The following is an 18837-nucleotide window of genomic DNA, read 5'->3' on the forward strand; positions in this document are numbered from 1 at the left end:
TATCAGGCCCGCTCGAAGCCCGGTTCGCCCGCTTCGGAGACGAGGCTGGTGAGGGTGGAGACGGGGGCGCCGGGGCGGGTGACGTAGGGCAGGGCGCGGAAGTCGGCGCGCAGGTGGCTGTGGGTGAGGGTGACGACGACGTAGCCGCGGCGGGCCGAGTAGTGCTTGAGGTGGGGGTTGGCCGCGTGCACCGCGTTCGTGTCGCCGGGCCGGGCGGTGCCGTCGGAGCCGCTGGACAGGGACGTGCCGACGATCTCGACGCCGACGGTGGGGCTGTCGGGGTCGTCGAAGTCCTCCTTGATGTCCATGGCGTAGTTGACGTGGGCGTCGCCGGAGAGCACCACGAGGTTGGTGACGCCGGCGTCGCGGGCGCCGGACAGGACGCGGTCGCGGGAGGCGGGGTAGCCGTCCCAGGCGTCCATGGACACCTTGGCGTGGGATCCGGTGGTGCTCTTGCGCTGGCAGAAGGCGAGCTGTTGCGGCACGACGTTCCAGCGGGCGGTGGAGGTCTGCAGCCCGTCGATGAGCCACTCCTCCTGCTCGTCGCCGGTGATGCTGCGGTCGGGGTCGTCGGACTCGCGGCCGGGGTACTTCCAGCCGTCGCCGTACGCCTGGTCGTCGCGGTACTGGCGGGTGTCGAGGATGTCGAACTGCGCGAGGTTGCCGTACTCGAAGCGGCGGTAGAGCCGCATGTCGGGGCCGGAGGGGCGCTGGGAGCGGCGCAGCGGCATGTTCTCCCAGTACGCGCGGTAGGCGGCGGCCCGGCGGCGCAGGAAGGCGTCGACGGGGTCGCCGGCCTGGGCGTACTCTCCGGCGTAGTTGTTCTCGACCTCGTGGTCGTCCCAGGTCACGTACCAGGGGTGGGCGGCGTGGGCGGCCTGGAGGTCGGGGTCGGACTTGCCGAGGGCGTAGCGCAGCCGGTAGTCGGTCAGCGTCATGGTCTCGTGGCGGAAGACGTCGGGGAGGCGCCGGCCGCCGGTGTAGCGGCGGACGCCGGCCTGGGCGTTGATGGCGTTCTCGTAGATGTAGTCGCCGACGAAGAAGACGGCGTCGAGGTCCTCGCGGGCGAGGTGGGCGAGGGCGGTGTAGTAGCCCTCGTCGTACTGCTGGCAGGAGGCGAGGCCCAGGCGCATGGTGCGGACGGCGGCGCCCGCGGGTGGTGTGGTGCGGGTGCGGCCGGTGGGGCTGATCCAGCGGCCGGTGCGGAACCGGTACCAGTAGACCCGGTCGGGTTCGAGGCCCTGGACGTCGACGTGGACGCTGTAGTTGTACTCGGCGTCGGCGCGGGTGGTGCCGCGCCGGTCGGTGCGGCGGAAGTCCTCGTCGCGGGAGATCTCCCACTGGACGTCCACGACGCCCCGGGCCGGCAGGCCGTTGCCGGGTTCGAAGGGGCGGGGGGCGAGGCGGGTCCACAGGACGACCGCGTCGGGCAGCGGGTCGCCGGAGGCCACGCCCAGGGTGAAGGGGTTCTCGGCGAGTTCCGCGGACCGCAGGGGGCGGGCGGCGGCCTGGGGGACGCGGGCGGTGAACGCGAGGGCGGTGGCGGCCGCGGTGAGGCCGAGGAGCCGGCGTCTGAGGTGGTCCGTGGCCGGTGCGGGCCCGGTGGCGGGCCGGACGGAGGGGTGGGGTGGCTGCGGCATGCCGTCGCCCTTCTGCCGGGGATGACGCTGCGACAGAAGCTGATGTTATGAGCTGATTTGTCGCATGCCGCTGTATGACGGGGCGGCACGTCACCCGGGTGGCCTTCCGGCGGGCCCGGCCGCGCGGCGTCGTGGCGCGTCGTGGAGCGTCCCGCCGGTGGTCAGCCGCGGGTGGCGGGGCGGGACCGCACGAGCCGGCGGGCCGTCAGGTGGGCGCCCGCGGTGAGGGCTGCGGCCAGCGCCACGCCGCGCACGGCCTCGGCCGGGCGGGTGGGGCGCAGTACGCCGGCGCGCCGCAGCCGGCCGCGCGCCCAGAGCGTGAAGGGGATGACCACGAGGGGCGAGGTGGCCGCGCCGGGGGTGCGCCGCCGGGCGGCCCCGGCCTGGGCCAGATGCATCAGCCCGTGCAGGCCGAAGCCGTTGAGGGCGGCCTGGTAGGCGGCGGACCGGCCGCCGGTGCGGTGGCCCTCGGCGGCCACCGCGGCCAGGGCGACCGCCATGACGCCGACGGCCGCCGCGAACTCGCGTGGGTCGACGTCGAGCAGGCGCCACAGCTGCTCGGGCAGCTGCGGGTGGCGTTCGCGCAGGGCGGGCAGGCCCGTGCGGACCCAGCCCGGCATCGAGGCCAGCTCCTCGGCGTCGTGCACGGCCCAGGCGGCCAGCAGGCCGAAGGTCACGCCCGCACCGACGGCCCGGTGTCCGGCTTCTTCTGCGCTTCCCGCCCGCCTTGCGCTGCCCCCTGTGATCATGGCGGTGAGTATGGCAGGGGCCGGCGGACGGCCTCCGGGCGGCCCCTGCGCCTCAGTTGAAGGGGGCGGGGGCGGTGCGGGGCTCGATGCGGTGGTCGAAAGCGACCGTGCCCGGGTCGACGGCCGTCACGCCGCCGTCGACGGTGAGGACGGAACCGTTGACGAACGACGCGGCGGGCGACAGCAGCCAGGCGATGGCCTCCGCGACCTCCTCCGGCTCGCCGGGCCGGCCCGCCGGCAGCAGCCGCGTCGCCTCCTCGTAGGCGGCCTCCGCGCCGCCGGGCAGCCCCGCCTCGCGGGCGAACCGCTCCATCCGCCGGTCGGCCATCTCGGTCCGCACCCAGCTGGGGCACACGATGTTCGCCCGCAGCCCCTGCCGGCCGTAGTCCACGGCGAGGGAGCGGCACAGCTGGAGCAGGGCGGCCTTCGACGTCTGGTAGGCGGCGCTGCCCACGCCGTTGCGCAGGGCGGAGACGGAGGCGACCGCGACGACCGCGCCGCGCGCCCGCAGCAGGTGGGGAAGGGCGGCGCGCTGCAGGAGGAAGGGGCCGGTGACGTTCGTGCGCAGCACGGTCTCCCAGTCCTCGAGGGAGACGTCGCCCACGGCTCCGGGCCGGGCGACGGCGGCGTTCAGCACGAGCCCGTCCAGCCGGCCGTACGTGTCGACCGCGGCGGCCACGAGCCCCTGCACGGCGTCGGGGTCGGTGGTGTCCGAGGGGTGCGCGAGGGCGCCCGTCTCCTCGGCGATCCGGCGCAGGGGCTCCTCGCGGCGGCCGGAGACGACCACGCGGTGGCCGGTGGCGCGCAGCAGGCGTGCCGTGGCCGCGCCGATGCCGGTGCCGCCGCCCGTGACGATGACCACCCGCTCGTCCTGCTGCTGTTCCCGCTGCTCCGTCACTGTGATCGGCCTCCCCTGCGCGCGTACGTCGTCCGGTCAGGGGTGATCGTACGCGGGTCGCCGGGCCGTGCGGAGCACGGTGATCACGCTGCGTGAGGGGTGCGTCCGCATATCGGACGGACCGGCCGCGAGTGCGACGCCCTGTCCATACTCGTGGTCCATCGATCTCGTATTTTGGACAGGCACGACCATGAGCCGGACACTCTCCTCTCCCCCGCCGCCGACCGCGGGCAGCGCGGAGCCGACCTCCCCGCTGCCGGACACGCCGCCCAACGGCCGCCCGGCGGGCGGCCTCAAGCAGCGGCACCTCTCGATGATCGCCCTCGGCGGCGTGATCGGTGCGGGCCTCTTCGTGGGGTCCGGCGCCGGCATCGCCGCGGCCGGGCCCTCGATCGTGCTCGCCTACGCGGTCTCCGGCCTGCTGGTGATGTTCGTCATGCGGATGCTGGGCGAGATGTCCGCCGCCAACCCGGCCTCGGGCTCCTTCTCCGTCCACGCCGACCGCGCGCTCGGCTCCTGGGCCGGCTTCACCGCGGGCTGGATGTTCTGGATCCTGCTGGTGGTGGGCGTGGCGATCGAGGCGATCGGCGCCGCCCACATCGTGCAGGGCTGGCTGCCCGGCACCCCGTCGTGGATGTGGGTGCTGCTGTTCATGGCGCTGTTCTGCGGCACCAACCTCGCCGCCGTGTCCAGCTTCGGCGAGTTCGAGTTCTGGTTCGCCGCGCTGAAGATCGGTGCCATCGCCCTCTTCCTGGGCCTGGGCGTCCTGGCGATCCTCGGCGTCCTGCCCGGCACGGACGCCCCCGGCACGGCGCACCTGCTGCACGAGGGCGGCTTCCTGCCCACCGGCGTCAACGGGCTGCTGACCGGGCTGCTCGCCTCCGTCGTCGCCTACGGCGGGCTGGAGACCGTCACCATCGCGGCCGCCGAGTCCGAGGACCCGGCCCGCGGCGTGGCCAAGGCCGTGCGGACGACGATGTGGCGCATCGGCATCGTCTACGTCGGTTCGATGCTGGTCATCGTCACGCTCGTGCCCTGGCACGACAAGGCCGTCACCGAGAGCGGCCCCTATGCGGCCGTGCTCGACCGGCTGGGCGTCCCCGGCGGCGGCCAGATCATGAACGTGGTCGTCCTGATCGCGCTGCTGTCCGCCATGAACGCCAACATCTACGGTTCCTCGCGCATGGCCCACTCGCTGGTCACCCGCGGCCAGGGCCCCAAGGTGCTGGGCAAGGTCTCGGGCGCGGGCCGGGTGCCGCGCCGCGCGGTGCTGGCGTCCTGCGGGTTCGGCTTCTTCGCCGTGCTCCTCTCCTACTGGTGGCCCACGACCGTCTTCGCGTGGCTGCTCAACATGGTCGGCGCCGTCGTCCTCGTCGTCTGGGGCTTCATCGGCGTCTCGCAGCTGCGGCTGCGCCGCCGCCTGGAGCGCGAGGCGCCCGGGAAGCTGGTGGTGCGGATGTGGGCCTTCCCGGTCCTCACCTGGGTCACGCTGGCCGGCGTGGCCGGCACGCTGGTGCTGATGACCCTCGACACGGACACCCGGGTCCAGCTGTACTCCACCGGCGGCCTGGCCGTCGCCCTGGCGGTGACCGGCTACGTCCGGCAGCGCGCGGCCGAGAAGCGCTGAGCCGCCCGGGCTGTACAAGGTGTCTCGTACGGGCGTGGCCCGGCACCCCCACCGGGTGCCGGGCCACGCCCGTCTCGTCCGCCACCGGACACTGATTAGCATGCGCATGCCATCCAGCACGCTCCACGGAAGACCGAACCTCATGCGCATCCCGCGACTCCTGGCCGCCGCGGCCGTCCTCCCGGCCCTCATCACTCTGACCGGCTGTCAGGACGGCGACGCCTCGGCGAAGAAGGCCACCGCCCCGGCTTCGCCGTCCCCCACCGGGGCGGCGGCCTCCGCCCCCGCCCCCGCCGCCGCTCCCGTACAGGAGGCGAACACCCAGCTGCCCAGCGCCGGCAGCCTCGCCGAGCTGAAGAAGCTCGTGCACTTCAGCGTCGACTGCTCGCACTTCTCCACCGACCCGGAGACGGTCGCCGTCCAGTCCATCGACTACCTGCCCGCCGTCGACGGGGACCCCAAGGCGTGGGGCGTCCGCGAGCGCGGACTGTGCGGCCGGACGGCGGGGGCGCGGCGCGCGCAGGGGCTCGCCTGGCTGAGCACGGTCGACGACATGCGGGCCTTCGAGGCGCACGAGAAGGCGGCCCAGCTGAAGGAGCTCAAGGAGTACGGCAGGGTCCGGGCCACGCGGAGCATGGCCCTCATCGGCCGGAACGTGGTGGTCGAGAGCAACGACCCGGCCTCCCGGCACGGCCTCTACCAGCAGCAGTTCCTGTACCTGAACTGTGTGCCGGGCTTCCTCCCGCCGAAGGGCTACCGGTTCGAGAAGTCACTGACGGACGGCTGCGTGCTCACCAACTACGAGGCCGGCACCAACCAGGAGTGAGGAGCCCCCGCAGCCGCCTCGCCGATCCGCTCCACGACGCGGGCCGCGCCGTCCTCCGCGGCCATGCGGGCCGCGGCGCGTTCGGCCTGTTCCCGGTACCCGGGCCCCGTCACCGCGGCGCGGATCGCTTCGGCGAGGCGGCCGGCCGTCAGCTCCGCGTACGGGACGGGGGCGGTCGCCGCGCCGAGACCGGCGACGCGGCCGGCCCAGAAGGGCTGGTCGGCCATGACGGGCACCGGCACCGCCGGGACGCCGGCACGCAGCGTCGCGGCGGTGGTGCCGGCGCCCCCGTGGTGCACCACCGCTGCCGTGCGCGGCAGGAGTGTGGCGTGCGGCAGGTCGCCCACGGTCAGCACGTCGTCGCCGCCGGCGTCCGTGGCCAGGCCGGCGCTGCCGGACTGGAGGATGCCGCGGACACCGGCGCTGCGCAGGGCCTGGACGGCGAGTTCGCCGAGCCGTTCGCCGTCGCCGGCGGCCATGCTGCCGAAGCCGACGAGCACCGGGGGCGGGCCGGCCTGGAGGAAGTCCTCGACGACGGTGGGCAGCGGGTCGTCCGGCGGGACGTGCGGCCACCAGTTGCCGACGACGTCGAGGCCGGTGCGCCAGTCGGCGGGGCGCGGGACGAGGACGGTGCTGAAGCCGTGCAGGACGGGCCAGCCGGCGCGCTCCGCCCGGCGCCGTTCCGCGCGGGCCGAGAGGGCGGGCAGGCCCAGCTCGGTGCGGAGGTCCTGGACGGCGCCGGCGTGGATGCGGTCGACGACGTGCAGGGCGAGGCGGCCGGCGGTGCGGTTGCCCCAGCGGCCGAGCGGGCGGGCCGCGCCGACGACGGGCGGGAAGTCACCGGTGGGGGCGACGGGCTGGAGGTAGGCGCCGAGGCTCGGCACGCCCAGGGCCTCGGCGACGTGCCGGCCGAGCGGGGCGGTGGTGGTGGACAGCAGCAGCAGTTCGGCGTCGTGCGCGGTGGCCGCGGCGGCGAGACCGTGGCCCAGGTCGCGGACGAAGGCGGAGGCCGCGCGGACGAGCGCGGCGGTGCCGCGGCGGTCGGCGCCGTCCGTTCCCCCGCTGCCGGCGGGTGCGCCGGCGGCGCGCGGGTCGGCGGGCAGTCCGTGGAAGTCCAGGCCGCTGCGGGCGACGAGGTCGGCGAAGACCTCGGGGGCGGCCAGGGCGACCTCGTGGCCGGCCTCCTTCAGCCGTACCCCGAGGCCCGTGTAGGGGTCGACGTCGCCGCGGGACCCGGCGGCGGTGATGAGGATTCTCATGCGGTGCGTGCTCTTTCGGCGTTGGCGTGGACGGCGGTGCGGAGGTAGGCCGCCAGCCCGGGGCGCTGCTCGGGCGCGGGGACGACGAGGGCGAAGGCACGGGGGTCCTCGACGTACTCGTCGGCGATCCGGCAGTGCATCTCCGGTGGGCAGGGGGTGAACCAGCGGGCGATGTGGGCGCGGTGGTCCTCGGCGAGGTCCATGACGGCGGTGCTGCCGGGGGCTTCGCCGGCGTCGTGGGCGGCGAGGAGCCGCTGCCGCCACGCGGTGGCCTCGGTCATGATCTGCCGCCAGTCCTCCTTGGTGTGGGCGGCGGCCCGGGCCATCGCCGCGCGGTGGCCCTCGCTGTGGCCCCATTTGAGGTGGGCGTCGGTGGCGTAGCTGAGGTCGAAGGTGACCTCGCCGAAGACCTCGAAGCGTTCGTGGGGGGCCAGGTCGACGCCGGTCCGCTGGACCTCCATGGCGCGTTCGGCGACCTCGGCCAGCCGGGTGAGCCGGGCGATCTGCTCCTTGAGCTGCCGGTGGCGTTCACGGAGGAGGGCGAGGGCGTCGGCGTCGGGGCCGGCCAGGAGGCCGCCGATCTCGTCGAGCGAGAAGCCGAGTTCCCGGTAGAAGAGGATCTGTTGCAGCCGTGCCAGGTCGGCGTCGCTGTAGAGCCGGTAGCCGGCCGGGCTGCGGTCGCTGGGCGACAACAGTCCGGCCTTGTCGTAGTGGTGGAGGGTCCGGACCGTGACTCCCGCGAAGCCCGACACCTGACCGACCGAGTAACTCATCGGACCGCCTTTCGTTCCCGCTCAGGGTGCGGCCTGACGTAAGGGGAGGGTCAAGCGGGGTGTCCGGTGCGTGCGGGATGTCAGGGATGGGGGACGACGGCGACCGGGCAGGGGGCGTGGTGGAGCGCGGCGTAGGCGACCGAGCCGAGCCGGCGGAGGCCGTGCGGCCCGGGGAGGCGCCGCCCGACCACCAGCAGGCAGGCGGCTCCGGTGTGGTCGAGCAGGACCTGTCCGGCGCTGCCGGTCCCGACGTCCTCGGCGACGTCGACGTGCGGGTGGCGGTCGCGCCAGGGGCGGACGGCGTCGGCGAGCTGCTTGCGTTCGAGGGGTTCCATCTCGCCGGCCTCGTCGGCGAGCCAGAGGGAGCCGGGGCCCCAGGTCAGGACGGGCGGGAGGGTCCAGGCGCGGACGGCCCGGAGCCGTGCGCCGCGGGCCTCGGCGGCGGCGAAGGCGAACTCCAGGACGGGCCCGTTGCTGTCGGCGTCCAGGTCCTGCACGCCGACGACGACCTCGCCGGCCGCGGTGTCCTCCCCGCCCGCCTCCCGCGGCTCGCGCACGAGGACCACGGGTGCGGTGGCGCGGCGCAGGACGTGCAGGGCGACGGAACCCACCAGGTGCCCGACGAGCGCGCCGTGCCCGCGGGAGCCGAGGACGAGCAGGTCGGCGCGGCCGGCCTCGGCCACGAGGGCGGTCACGGTGTCCTCGGGGAGCAGCCGCGCCGTGACGGTGAGCCCGGGATGCGCCATGGCCACGCGACGTTCGGCGTGGCGCAGCACCTCCTCGGCCCAGTGCCGCTGGGTGGTGGCGTCGGCGGCGATCGGAACGTCGAGGGGCTGCCACACCCAGGCGTGGACGAGCCGCAGCGCGGCCCCGCGCCGCACGGCCTCGCGGGCCGCCCAGTCGGCGGCGGCGAGGCCCTGGCCGGTGCCGTCGAGTCCGGCGCTGATGGTGCCGGTGACACTGCCGGGCAAGGTGACCTCCGTACGGGACGCCCGTCCCCAGGGCCATTGTGCGCCGGGCCTACACCGGGCGCTTTCCTGGGAGAAACGGAGCATGCCCGGCATGAGCGAGAAGTGGGCCGAGCGCCAGATAGCCGTGCGGGTCCTGATCTACGCCTTCGTCACCCACGCGATCGCCGGCTTCATCTGGCTCCTCTTCTACCTCGGCGGCCACGCGGAACACTGACGGGCGGCCCGGGCCGGGCAGACGTGCGCCACCGGCCGGAGGCCATCACCGATGGTGGCCGGTCGGTGGCGCTCCGGGGAGCGCCCCGGCCGGCCCGGTGGGGTCAGACCGCCACCGCTTCCTCCATTTCCTCCTCCGCCTCGGCCGCCGCCTGGGCCTTGATGCCGCGGCGTTCCGCCGCCCAGGCCAGGGCTATGGCCGCGACGCCGATCGCGAGCCAGGCCGTGAGCGTCAGGACGTGGCCGCCCAGGCCGTGGCTGCCGAAGTAGACGAGGCCGCGGACGCCCTCGACGAAGGCCGCGCCGTTCCAGAGGTCGTGCAGGCCGGCGAAGAGGCCGTTCTGCATCTCCGGGCGGAAGACACCGCCGGAGCTGGTGAAGTTCAGCATCACGAACAGGACCATCACGCCGAGCGTGGTCCAGCGCTTGAGGAAGGTGTGCAGGCCGGTGCCGACGAGGAGGACGCCGGCCGAGTAGAGCCAGCCCAGGGCCCACACGCCGGCCAGGTCGTGGTCGACCAGGTGGAAGACGGGGCCGGCGAGGGCCGCGCCGACGAGGCTGACGACGAGGGAGGTCGCGGCGGCGAGGAGGGCTCGCAGGCGCAGCGGCAGGGCGGCGCCGGCGCCGCCGATGACGGCGACGGACGCGTAGGAGCCGATGCTCAGCGCCACGAGCAGGAAGAAGATGCCCTGGCCCGTCGGGTCGTGCTGCGACGGCGGGACGACGTCGGTGACCTTCAGCGGCGCGTGCTGGTGCGCGGCGACGGGCGTGAAGACCTTCTGCACGACGGCCGCGGTGGTGTCGGAGCCGGCGGTGGCGACGAGCAGTTCGGGGGCGCGCCCGTCGGGGACGTAGGCGCCGAAGACATCCTGCCGGCGGAGGAGCTGCTCGGCCTCGGCGCGGGTGGCGACGGTACGGACGTCGAGCTTGTCGCCGGCCTGTCCGGCCACCGCGCCGGCCACGGCCTCGGCGCGGTGGCCGGAGCCGACGACGGCGACCGGCAGGTGGTGGGGGTGGGGCTCGGCGAAGGCGCCGAGGTAGGCCAGACCCATCCCGACGCACATGAGCAGCGGCGTGAGCAGGTGGGTCAGGACGTGGCGCAGGGCGCCCGCGGTGGGGGTGGCAGTGGCGGTGGGGGCGGGGGTTCTCATGGGCGGTTCCTCGGTCTCCCCGGGCGCGACACGGGGAGGTGGTTGGCTTTTGCAACCATAACTGGTTGGCTTTTACAACTATTCGAATCAAGTTGTACTCTACAACCAGATGGGGAAAGGAAGCCACCCGTGACCGACCGCGACGAGTCGCTGGAGATCATCCAGCGCGAACTGACGGCCTTCGCCCGCCGGGCCCGGGCAGCCGCCGCCCGCATGCACCCGCAGCTGTCCCTGGTCTCGTACGCGCTGCTCGCCCACCTGGAGGACAGCGACGGCTGCCGCCCCAGCGACCTCGCGGAACAGTTCCTGCTCAACAAGTCGACGATCAGCCGCCAGGTCGCCACCCTGGAGGACCTGGGCCTGGTGGAGCGCCGCCCCGACCCCCGGGACCAGCGCGCGCACATCCTGCACCTCACCGCGCACGGCCGCGGCGCCCTGGAACAGGTCAGCGACCACCGCCGCACCGCCTTCCAGGAGCGCCTGGGCGACTGGGACGCCGACGACCTCGCCCGCTTCGCCGGCTACCTCCGGCGCTACAACGCGCGCCCCTGACCCGCGGCGGCCGGCCCGCTCACTCCCCCGCCGCGCCGATGCGGTACCCCGTCACGAGGTCCAGGCTGATGCCGACCGTGTGGGCCATCTCACCGCCGATCCACGGTTCGAGAGCCGCGCGGTAACGCTGCTGGAGGGCCGGGTCCTCGACCAGCCGGGCCTCGCCGGTGACCACGACGCTCCACCCGGTGCGCCGCTCCGGGTCGAACTCGTCCGCCTCGTACGCCACGACCGCCCCTGCCCGCGCCGGGCCCAGCAGCGCGGCCCCGCTGTGCACGCGGATGACGATGCGGTCGTCCAGCAGGACGTGGTTGACCGGCCGGACCGCGGGAAGCGCCCGGTGGCTGAAGACCAGGCGCCCGAGCGGGGCGCCCTTCAGCAGCTGGAGGGCCTCCTGACGGGACAGCGTCTCGGTGTGCCGGACGGGCGGCGGGGACGTCGCGGTCACGGCCGGCGGCCTCCACCACGCGGGAGCCGGGCGGCGGCGCGCGCCCGGGGCGTCCGGGGGACGTACGGGGTGCTGATCGGTGCCATGGCTCCAGTCAGGCACGGCCGCCCGCGTGGTGCCAGGGGCTGAACGGCCCTGATCGGCGCCCCCACGCCCCAGGGCGCCGGGGCACCCTCGCCCGGCCCGGGCGCCCGCCTCACCCCGCAGCCCGGCTCAGCTCTCCGACCGGCTCAGCCCTCCGCCCGCAGCGGGGCCGTCCACTCCAGGCGGGTGCCGCCCTCCGGCGGCGTGCCCAGCTCCAGCGTGCCGCCGGCCTCCTCGGCGCGCCGGGCCAGGTTGTGCAGGCCGCTGCGCCGGCCGTCGGCGGGGATGCCCACGCCGTCGTCGGTCACGGTGACGACGACGTGGGTGGCGGTCGCCTTCAGGGCCACCTGCACCCGCGTCGCCCGCGCGTGCCGCACGGCGTTGCTCAGGGCCTCGGTCAGTACGGCGACGACGTGGTCGGCCACGGCCGGCGGCACGTCGGTGTCGAGCAGCCCCTCCATGCTGAGCCGCGGCGCGAACCCCAGTAACGGCTGGGCCTCCCCCACCGCCCGTACCGTCCGGGCGCGCAGGCTCTGCCGGGTCTCCTCCTCGCGCGCCCGCAGGCCGAAGATGGTCGTACGAATGATCTTGATGGTCTCGTCGAGGTCGTTGACCGCCCGCATGACGCGTTCCTCGGCGCCGGGGTGGTCGACGAAGCGGACGGCGCTCTGCAACGTCATGCCGGTGGCGAAGAGCCGCTGGATGGCCAGGTCGTGCAGGTCGCGGGCGATCCGGTCGCGGTCCTCCAGCAGCGCCAGCTGCTCGGCGTCGCGGCGGCGCTCGGCCAGCTCCAGGGCGAGCGCGGCCTGGTCGGCGAAGCCGAGCAGCGGGCCGATCTCGTCGGCCCGGAAGGTGGGCCCGCCCGCCCGGCGGACCAGCAGCAGGACGCCCTCGACCTTGCCCTTGGCCGCGCCCATCGGTACGGCGACGGCGGGCCCCAGCCCCTCGAACCGGCCCGGCGGGCCCGCCGTGAACCGCGGGTCGGCGTCGAGCCCGGGCGAGGTCACCGGGGCCCCCTCCGCGTGGGCGGCGCCGGAGACGGTGCCCTCCATGGGGACGGTGAGCCCGCGCCGGGCGGCCGTGTCACCGCCGAGGGCGAGCTCCACGGTCAGCCGGTCGGTTCCCGGCAGCGGCACGGCGAGGTCGGCGACCTCGGCCCCGGTGATCTCGCGGGCGCGCTGCGCGATCAGCTCCAGCACCTCGCCGCGGGAGCTGCCGGACAGGAGGCTGCGGGTGATCTCCGCGTTGGCGCGCAGCCACGCCTGCTGCTGCCGGGCCTCCTCGTAGAGCCGGGCGTTGTCGATGGCCACGCCCGCGGCGACGGCGAGCGTGGACAGCACGGCCTCGTCCTCGGCGTCGAAGTCCTCGCCGCCGCGCTTGTCGGTCAGGTAGAGGTTGCCGAACACCTCGTCGCGGACGCGCAGCGGCACGCCCAGGAAGGTCCGCATCGGCGGGTGGTGGGCGGGGAAGCCGTACGAGGCGGTGTGCGCGGCGAGGTCCGGCAGCCGCAGCGGCTCGGGGTGGCGGATGAGTTCGCCGAGGATGCCCTTGCCCGTGGGGTACGGGCCGATGGCCGCGATGTCCTCCGCGGAGAGCCCGACCGTCAGGAACTGGGCCAGCGTCCTACCGTCGGGCCCGATGACGCCGAGGGCCGCGTACCGCGCGTCGACCAGGGCGGCGGCGGCCTCGACGATGCGTTGCAGTACCTGCGTGAGGTCGAGCTCGCGGCCGACGGACAGCACCGCCTCCAGCAGGCTGTGCACCCGGTCGCGGGTGCCGCGGGCCGCGTCGATGCGGGCCTGGAGCTCCTCCAGCAGTTCGTCCAGGCGCAGGCGCGGCATCCGCGGCGAGGCCGGGCGGCCGGTCGCCGCGTCGCGCTCCCCGCCGCGGTCCGTGCCGTCCCCGGCGTCCCTGACGTCCTCCCCGACCCCCACCTGTGTCCTCCTCCTCGGCGCCCGTCCGAACGCACGATCCGTGCTCTGCGCATCAGTACGATCACGGTATCCGCCGGGGCGGCGGGGGCGGCCCCGGGGGCCGCCGGGAGGGCCGGGCGGGGCCGGGAACCGGTCAGGCGGCGCCGGCGCCCACCGGCTCGGGCCGGGGCGTGTCCGTCTCGGGGCGGGCGGCGTCCTGGAGGACGGGGTCGGGGCCGGGCAGGCCCTCGCGGTGGGCCGCCACTCCGGCACGCACGGCCCAGAAGTAGAAGCCGAGGGCCGACACGGCGACCAGGGCGATGTCGAAGCCGCCCGGGATCACGCCGTGGCCGCCGAACTGGGTGCTGCCGAGGGACGACAGCAGCGCCATCCAGAGCAGGAAGGCGGCCATCCACCAGGCGGGCGCGAACTGGCGGCGCAGGTCGCTCTCGCCGCGGCGGCGCAGCACGAGCGCGGCGATGGGCACCGACACCAGGGTGAGCAGGGCGACCTTGCCGGTGTTGGGCCACTTCGACCAGTACAGGGCGCAGGCGGCGAAGGCGAAGGTCACGGGGCAGAGCACGCCGGCGGCGGGCAGCCGGAACGGCCGGGGCAGCTCGGGCTTCGTCCTGCGGAAGACGCCGACGGCGATGGGGCCCATGAGGTAGGAGACGACCATCGCGGCGGAGACCACGCTCGCCAGGGCCTCCCAGCTGTGCCCGACGGTGAGCAGCAGGAGGACGGAGAAGCCCAGGTTGAGCCACATGGCGGGGCGGGCGACGCCGTAGCGGGGGTGGACCTCGGCGATCTTCTTGGGGAAGAAGCCGGTCTCGGCGAGGTTCTGGGCCAGGTACGCGGCGGAGGCGACGTTGCCGATGTTGGCGCCGTTGGGGGAGATGAAGGCGCCGAACTGGAGCATGGTGACCACCCAGTGCAGCATCAGCAGCTTGGCGAGGTCGGCGAAGGGCGACGCGAAGTCGACGCCGTGCCAGCCGCCGGCCTCGGCCAGCTTCTCCGGCGGCACGGCGCCGAGGAAGGCCACCTGGAGGGCCAGGTAGATCAGCAGGCCGAGGGAGAGCGCGCCGACGAGGGCGAGGGGGATGGCCCGGCCGGGGTTCTTGGCGGCGCCGCCGAGGTTGACGACGGCCTGGAAGCCGTTGAAGGCGAAGACGACGCCCGAGGCGCTGACGGCGGTGAGGACGGCCGACCAGCCGTTGGGCGCGAAGCCGCCGTGGGCGGTGAAGTTGCCGGTGTGGAAGCCGGAGGCGATGAGGGCGGCGACGGCCAGCACCGGGATGGCGAACTTGACCAGGGTCAGCAGGTTGTTGGCGCGGGCCAGCAGGGCCACCGACCAGTAGCAGGCGAGCCACAGGGCCACGGTGAGGAACAGCGCCGTCGCGATGCCGGTGCCGGTCAGCCGGCCGTCGGCGACCAGGCCGCGGGCCCAGCCGAAGCTCCACGAGGACATGTACTGGGTGCCGGCGATGGCCTCGATGGGGATCAGGGACGCCGTCGCGATCCACACGGCCCAGCCGGTCATGAAGCCGAGCACCGGGCCGTGCGAGATGGAACCGAACCGGGCCATGGCGCCGGGCAGCGGGTAGGCCGCGCCGACCTCGGCGTACGACATGGCGATCATGCCGATGAAGATGGCGCCGATCACCCAGGCGACCAGGGCGGCGGGCCCGGCGACCTGCGCGGCCTGGCCGGCTCCGAAGAGCCATCCGGAGCCGAATATGGACCCCAGCCCGATCATGATCAGGGCGAAGAGGCTCAAGCCCTTCCGGTTGGCCGCGCTGAGATCCACGGTGTGCTGTCCGTTTCTGCGTGGAGACAAGGGGTGCCGGCCTCTCCGCGCGCCTCCGGACGCGTGAAGCAGCCACCCGGCGGTGGGCGCGGGTGGCTGTCGGCAGTGCGGAGGTCTTTCGGTCCGAGGACGCAGGGGACGCAAAGAGCGACGTCGGAAATAATACGATAACCATGGGTAACAGCTGCCGTGGCCTTGATCACTTGGCGGCCACGCCGCTCCCCGCGACGGTCTCCACGCACGATCTTCGCACGGCCGTCACTTCTTCTTCACTTTCCCCTTCACTTCCCCTGTTCCTCACTTCTTCGCCGGGCGGTGCTTGATGCGCTGCTGGGCGGCCAGGACGGCGGCCGGGTAGCGGGGGTCGGGGCGCAGGGCGTGTTCGCGGAGGCACGCCTCGGTGAACTTCACCACGTGCTCGTCGCCGTGGTCGACGGCGCGGGCCACCAGTTCGTCGAAGGGCGGCAGTTCGCCCGCGGCCTCGACCTCCCGCGCCTGCCGGGCGGCCCCGGCCTCGCCGGCGCGGCCCTCGGTGAAGGCCAGCAGCAGCGTGGTGTGGGTGTGCCAGAGCGCGGCCAGCGTGGGCTCGTGCAGGGGCTCGGGGAGGTGCGGCAGGACGAGCCGGGCGGCGGCCGGCGCGGTGACGCCGTGGATGAGGGGCACGGGGAACAGCTCCGGGTGCCCGAGGTAGACCCCGGCGAACTCCGTGGTCATCTCGGTGAGCAGCCACTGCGTGTGACCGGTGGCCGGGGCCAGGGCGGTGAGCGCCTCGGAGTAGCCCGGCAGCTCGGCGGGGTGCGCGAGGCGGTGGGCCGCGGCGGCCCGGCCGCGCCGTTCACCGGCGTACGGGGTGCGGGGCAGCGCGGCGACGGCGGAGGCGAGGTCCTGCGTACCGGTCATCCGCACCTCGCCGGGCAGGTGGGCGAAGCGGGCGGCCCAGTACGCCAGGCCGCGGGAGAGCTCGGTGAGCTGGGCCGGGGTGGGCCGGTCCTGCGCGGCCGCGAGGGAACGCACGGCGTGCGCGGTCCGGATGAGGCCGTGGGTGAGACCGGCCAGGAGGCCGGGGAGCAGGCGGGGCCACCAGCGGACGAGGACCTCGCGCCAGGGGGCGGCGGCCAGTTCGCGGGCGAAGAGCTCCTCCCAGTCGCCGGCGCGGCTGAAGTCGCCGAGCGCGGCCCGCCAGGACGACTCGTCGGCGGGGTCGAGGGGGACGCCGCGCGCGGGCACCTCGTGGTGGGGCATGGCGGTGCGGTAGCACTCCACCCAGGCGGCGACCTCGTCGCCGTGTCCGAGCGCGGCGAGCGCCTCGGCGCCCATGGGGCCGTGGTTGGCGAGGTCGGCGCCGACCCCGCGTTCGTAGCCGAGGTCGGTCATGCGGTCGAGCGCGTCGTTGAGGGCGTCCGTGTAGCCGGTGGTGGGCATTGGGTCCCCGCTTCCCCGAGAGGTGGTCGGCTTCCGGCCGGTGTCCGGTGTCCTGTGTGGCGTCCCGCATCCGGCCGGAATCTGGCACGACACATCGGATTCACGAATAGTTTGGGAATCCGAAGCATCTACACTGCGCAGTATGCCGCACGCCCCCGCCGACCGGGAACCACCCCGGCTGCCGACCCCCGAGGAGACCGAGGCCATCGGCCTCGTGCCGCTCCTCTCGCCCTACATCCGCCACGCCCGCGAGGAGATGCCCGCGTCGCTGCGCGCCACGTTCGACAGCCACGGGCTGACGGCCCGGCACGGCGCCGTCCTCCCCCAGCTGCTGGCGGAACAACCGCTGGCGGTGAGCGAACTGGCCCGGCGCATGCGGGTGTCGCTGTCCACGGCCAGCGAACTGGTGGGCGCCCTGAGCCGGGCCGGCCTGGTCGTGCGCGGGGAGGACCCGGCGAACCGGCGGCGTACCCTCGTCGCCCTCGCCGACGAGCACCGGGAGGCCGTCGCGGAGTTCATAGCGGCCCGCTCGGGGCCGCTGCTGCGCGCCCTCGACAGCCTGTCGCCGCGCGACCGGGCGGGGTTCGTCGCCGGCCTGACGGCCTGGGCCCGCGAGGCGCAGGCGTCGGGGGGCTGAGGCAGCGGTCCGGGGCGCCGGCCGACCCGGTGGCCGGCGGTCCGGCGGGCCGTCCGACAATCGGTGCGTGAACGCTCCGATCGCCCGTCACCAGGGCCCCCCGTGGCCCGCCCTCTCCGCGCTGGCCGTCTCCACCGCGACGCTGCTCGTGGAGGAGGCCCTGGCCGCGGTGGTGCTCTGGGTGTGGGGCCTGACCCGTCCGGGCACCCCGGGGGACGGCGACGAGGGCGGCGCGGCGTTCGTGCTGTTCGGCCTCCCGCTGATCGTGGGCGCGGCGGCGGTGGTGGCCCTGGTGGTGACGCTCGTCCTCGTCCTGCCCACCGTCGCCCTCGCCGCCCGCGCAGCGAAGCGGTACGGCCGCCCGGGGGCCTGGTGGTGGCTGCCCGCCACCGCGGCCGCCGTGTCGGCCCTCACGGTCGGGGCGGCCGGAACCGCCGTGGCCCTGCTGGGCGGCGGAGCCGCAGCGCCCCTGGCGTACGCGGCGTGGTGGCTGGTCGTGCTCGTTCTCGTGCTGCCGGCCGGGCTGCTGGTCCGCCGGGACGTACGGCGCACGGCCCGCGGCCTGGCCCCCGCGTCCCTGGCACGCACGGTGCTCCTCCGCGGCTGCGGCGGGCTCCTGGCCTTCGTGGTGACGTTGCTCCTGTCGGCGGTGGCGGCCGAGTCCCTCCTGGGCTAGTCGCCGCGCGCCGAGTTGCGGGGGCGAACGGCGCGATCAACAGTGGACGGCATGGCCGAACCCCTCACCGAACTCGCCGACGGCGACGACGCCGGACCCCCGGCCGGCGCCGGTGACCTCGCCGGCGCCCTGGCCGACGACGCCCCCGGCGCCCTGGACGAGCCCGACGGCTCCGGCGACCCCGAAGACCTGGTCGCGCCGTACCGGGAGATGGCCCTCCGCATGGAGCACGACCCCGAGTTCTGCGCCAACATGCTGCGCCTGAACCCGGATCCGGCCTTCCGCGACGACATGACCGAACTCAATCCGGGCCTCCGCGACATCCTGGACCGGATGCCCTGGCCCTCGTCGCAGCCCGGCGGCCCCGGCGTCACCGGCTGAGCCACCACCCGCCCACGGGCACGCAATCCGTCAGCCGACGCCCACGCGGGCCTCCCCGGCTCCGGCCTCGGCCTGGCGCCGGGCACCGCGGGCACGGGCCTTCTTGCCGTAGGCGACGGTCCAGGCGATAAGAGCGGCGGGGAAGCCGTACCCCAGCACCGCGTTGACACCGATCATGGCCTGCGTCGGCAGGAGGTACGACAGCCCGATACGGGTGACGGCCTCGACCACGTACCCCACGCCCCACACGAGCGTGATCAGGCGGATCATCCGCCGGAAGCCCTCGTACTCGTCCCAGAGGCCCTGCCAGCGCGCCAGCCCCTCCTTGCTGCCGTCGGTGCCGAACTTCCGCCCGAAGTAGAACATCAGCGGGCGCCGGGCAGCCAGGCTCGCCAGGCAGACCACTCCGAACAGCCCCGTGACGGCGGAGTCCTTGACCAGCAGCAGGTGCGACGAGTGCGGGCCTATGACGGTGACCACCAGCGTCAGCGCCAGGAAGATGAGAGTGATCACCGCGAACTCGTCGATCCGCCGGTGCCAGATCAGGTACACGACGGTGTCCACCACGGGCCAGACCCCGGAGACGACGAGGGCGGAGAACCCGCTCCACCCCGCACCGGTGAGCCAGTGGTACGTCAGCAGCGGCAGCACCACGTTGCAGACGATGGACAGTGCCCAGCTGAGCACAGTGGCGGTGGTCACGCGGCGCGGCGCCGGCGGTTGGTCAATCACCGTTCCCCCCAAGATCGAAAGTGGCTCGTGACGGTAGGCGATGGCTCGCTCCCGGGCAAGCCGGCGCGAACGCCGTAC

19 protein-coding genes are annotated in these 18837 nt (G+C 74.6%); 7 read left to right on the forward strand and 12 right to left on the reverse strand.

The genetic code is table 11. The features are described 5' to 3' along the window. Positions 1 to 2: 2 nt before the first annotated feature. The 3 genes from IE305_RS20600 to IE305_RS20610 all read right to left on the reverse strand — a co-directional run bounded on the left by IE305_RS20600 (position 3) and on the right by IE305_RS20610 (position 3287). Positions 3 to 1640 carry an alkaline phosphatase D family protein gene (locus tag IE305_RS20600; protein WP_190131139.1) on the reverse strand — a complete coding sequence of 546 codons (1638 nt, stop codon included), beginning with the start codon at positions 1638 to 1640 and terminating at the stop codon, positions 3 to 5. 161 nt (positions 1641 to 1801) lie between these two features. Continuing rightward, entirely contained in the window at positions 1802 to 2389 is a 588-nt protein-coding gene (locus tag IE305_RS20605; RefSeq protein ID WP_190131140.1) for an HXXEE domain-containing protein, read from the reverse strand. A gap of 52 nt (positions 2390 to 2441) precedes the next feature. After that, positions 2442 to 3287 (reverse strand): SDR family NAD(P)-dependent oxidoreductase, encoded by an 846-nt coding sequence (locus tag IE305_RS20610; protein ID WP_190131141.1) that lies wholly within the window; start codon positions 3285 to 3287, stop codon positions 2442 to 2444. Positions 3288 to 3477: 190 nt separating this feature from the next. Between IE305_RS20610 and IE305_RS20615 the strand changes: the two genes are divergently transcribed. Together IE305_RS20615 and IE305_RS20620 are read left to right on the forward strand one after the other, a co-directional pair. Further along, a complete protein-coding gene (locus IE305_RS20615; protein ID WP_190131142.1) occupies positions 3478 to 4914 on the forward strand; it encodes an amino acid permease in 1437 nt (478 codons plus the stop codon). A gap of 142 nt (positions 4915 to 5056) precedes the next feature. Beyond that, entirely contained in the window at positions 5057 to 5740 is a 684-nt protein-coding gene (locus IE305_RS20620) for a hypothetical protein (RefSeq protein WP_190131143.1), read from the forward strand. Here the strand turns inward: IE305_RS20620 and IE305_RS20625 are convergent. The 3 genes from IE305_RS20625 to IE305_RS20635 form a co-directional block, all read right to left on the reverse strand. Beyond that, positions 5713 to 6999: a glycosyltransferase gene (locus IE305_RS20625; protein WP_190131144.1), complete on the reverse strand. Its 1287-nt coding sequence runs from the start codon at positions 6997 to 6999 to the stop codon at positions 5713 to 5715. The two genes, IE305_RS20620 and IE305_RS20625, sit on opposite strands and share 28 nt — an antisense overlap. Then, complete coding sequence (locus tag IE305_RS20630; protein ID WP_190131145.1) at positions 6996 to 7772, reverse strand: MerR family transcriptional regulator; 777 nt, start codon at positions 7770 to 7772, stop codon at positions 6996 to 6998. Before IE305_RS20630 ends, IE305_RS20625 begins: the two co-directional genes overlap by 4 nt. A gap of 80 nt (positions 7773 to 7852) precedes the next feature. Then, complete coding sequence (locus tag IE305_RS20635; protein WP_229891264.1) at positions 7853 to 8743, reverse strand: universal stress protein; 891 nt, start codon at positions 8741 to 8743, stop codon at positions 7853 to 7855. A 91-nt stretch (positions 8744 to 8834) separates the two neighbouring features. On the opposite strand from IE305_RS20635, the gene IE305_RS33145 reads away from it, so the two are divergent. Continuing rightward, positions 8835 to 8957 carry a DUF6126 family protein gene (locus IE305_RS33145; RefSeq protein WP_229891265.1) on the forward strand — a complete coding sequence of 41 codons (123 nt, stop codon included), beginning with the start codon at positions 8835 to 8837 and terminating at the stop codon, positions 8955 to 8957. Between the two features lie 103 nt (positions 8958 to 9060). Here IE305_RS33145 and IE305_RS20640 read toward each other — a convergent pair whose 3' ends face one another. Then, on the reverse strand, positions 9061 to 10107 hold the full coding sequence (locus IE305_RS20640) for a hypothetical protein (protein WP_190131147.1): 1047 nt from the start codon (positions 10105 to 10107) through the stop codon (positions 9061 to 9063). Positions 10108 to 10236: 129 nt separating this feature from the next. Between IE305_RS20640 and IE305_RS20645 the strand changes: the two genes are divergently transcribed. Then, positions 10237 to 10659: a MarR family winged helix-turn-helix transcriptional regulator gene (locus tag IE305_RS20645; protein WP_229891268.1), complete on the forward strand. Its 423-nt coding sequence runs from the start codon at positions 10237 to 10239 to the stop codon at positions 10657 to 10659. A 19-nt stretch (positions 10660 to 10678) separates the two neighbouring features. Here IE305_RS20645 and IE305_RS20650 read toward each other — a convergent pair whose 3' ends face one another. The 4 genes from IE305_RS20650 to IE305_RS20665 form a co-directional block, all read right to left on the reverse strand. Further along, positions 10679 to 11107, reverse strand: coding sequence for a pyridoxamine 5'-phosphate oxidase family protein (locus tag IE305_RS20650; protein WP_190131148.1), 429 nt, complete (start codon positions 11105 to 11107; stop codon positions 10679 to 10681). A 230-nt stretch (positions 11108 to 11337) separates the two neighbouring features. After that, entirely contained in the window at positions 11338 to 13032 is a 1695-nt protein-coding gene (locus IE305_RS20655; RefSeq protein WP_190131192.1) for a sensor histidine kinase, read from the reverse strand. 226 nt (positions 13033 to 13258) lie between these two features. Then, the gene (locus IE305_RS20660) at positions 13259 to 14911 is read right to left on the reverse strand and encodes an APC family permease (protein ID WP_229891271.1); all 1653 of its coding nucleotides are present in this window, start codon (positions 14909 to 14911) and stop codon (positions 13259 to 13261) included. A 297-nt stretch (positions 14912 to 15208) separates the two neighbouring features. Then, on the reverse strand, positions 15209 to 16333 hold the full coding sequence (locus IE305_RS20665; RefSeq protein WP_190131149.1) for a questin oxidase family protein: 1125 nt from the start codon (positions 16331 to 16333) through the stop codon (positions 15209 to 15211). Positions 16334 to 16475: 142 nt separating this feature from the next. Between IE305_RS20665 and IE305_RS20670 the strand changes: the two genes are divergently transcribed. From IE305_RS20670 to IE305_RS20680, 3 genes are all read left to right on the forward strand, one after another. Further along, the gene (locus IE305_RS20670; protein WP_190131150.1) at positions 16476 to 16970 is read left to right on the forward strand and encodes a MarR family winged helix-turn-helix transcriptional regulator; all 495 of its coding nucleotides are present in this window, start codon (positions 16476 to 16478) and stop codon (positions 16968 to 16970) included. A gap of 67 nt (positions 16971 to 17037) precedes the next feature. Continuing rightward, positions 17038 to 17646: a hypothetical protein gene (locus IE305_RS20675; RefSeq protein WP_190131151.1), complete on the forward strand. Its 609-nt coding sequence runs from the start codon at positions 17038 to 17040 to the stop codon at positions 17644 to 17646. A 51-nt stretch (positions 17647 to 17697) separates the two neighbouring features. Continuing rightward, on the forward strand, positions 17698 to 18027 hold the full coding sequence (locus IE305_RS20680; protein ID WP_190131152.1) for a hypothetical protein: 330 nt from the start codon (positions 17698 to 17700) through the stop codon (positions 18025 to 18027). A 30-nt stretch (positions 18028 to 18057) separates the two neighbouring features. Here IE305_RS20680 and IE305_RS20685 read toward each other — a convergent pair whose 3' ends face one another. Next, a complete protein-coding gene (locus IE305_RS20685; protein ID WP_229891272.1) occupies positions 18058 to 18729 on the reverse strand; it encodes a VC0807 family protein in 672 nt (223 codons plus the stop codon). Positions 18730 to 18837: the final 108 nt, after the last annotated feature.

It is taken from the genome of Streptomyces mashuensis (assembly GCF_014654785.1).
In the GTDB taxonomy this organism is placed as follows: Bacteria; Actinomycetota; Actinomycetes; order Streptomycetales; family Streptomycetaceae; genus Streptomyces; species Streptomyces mashuensis.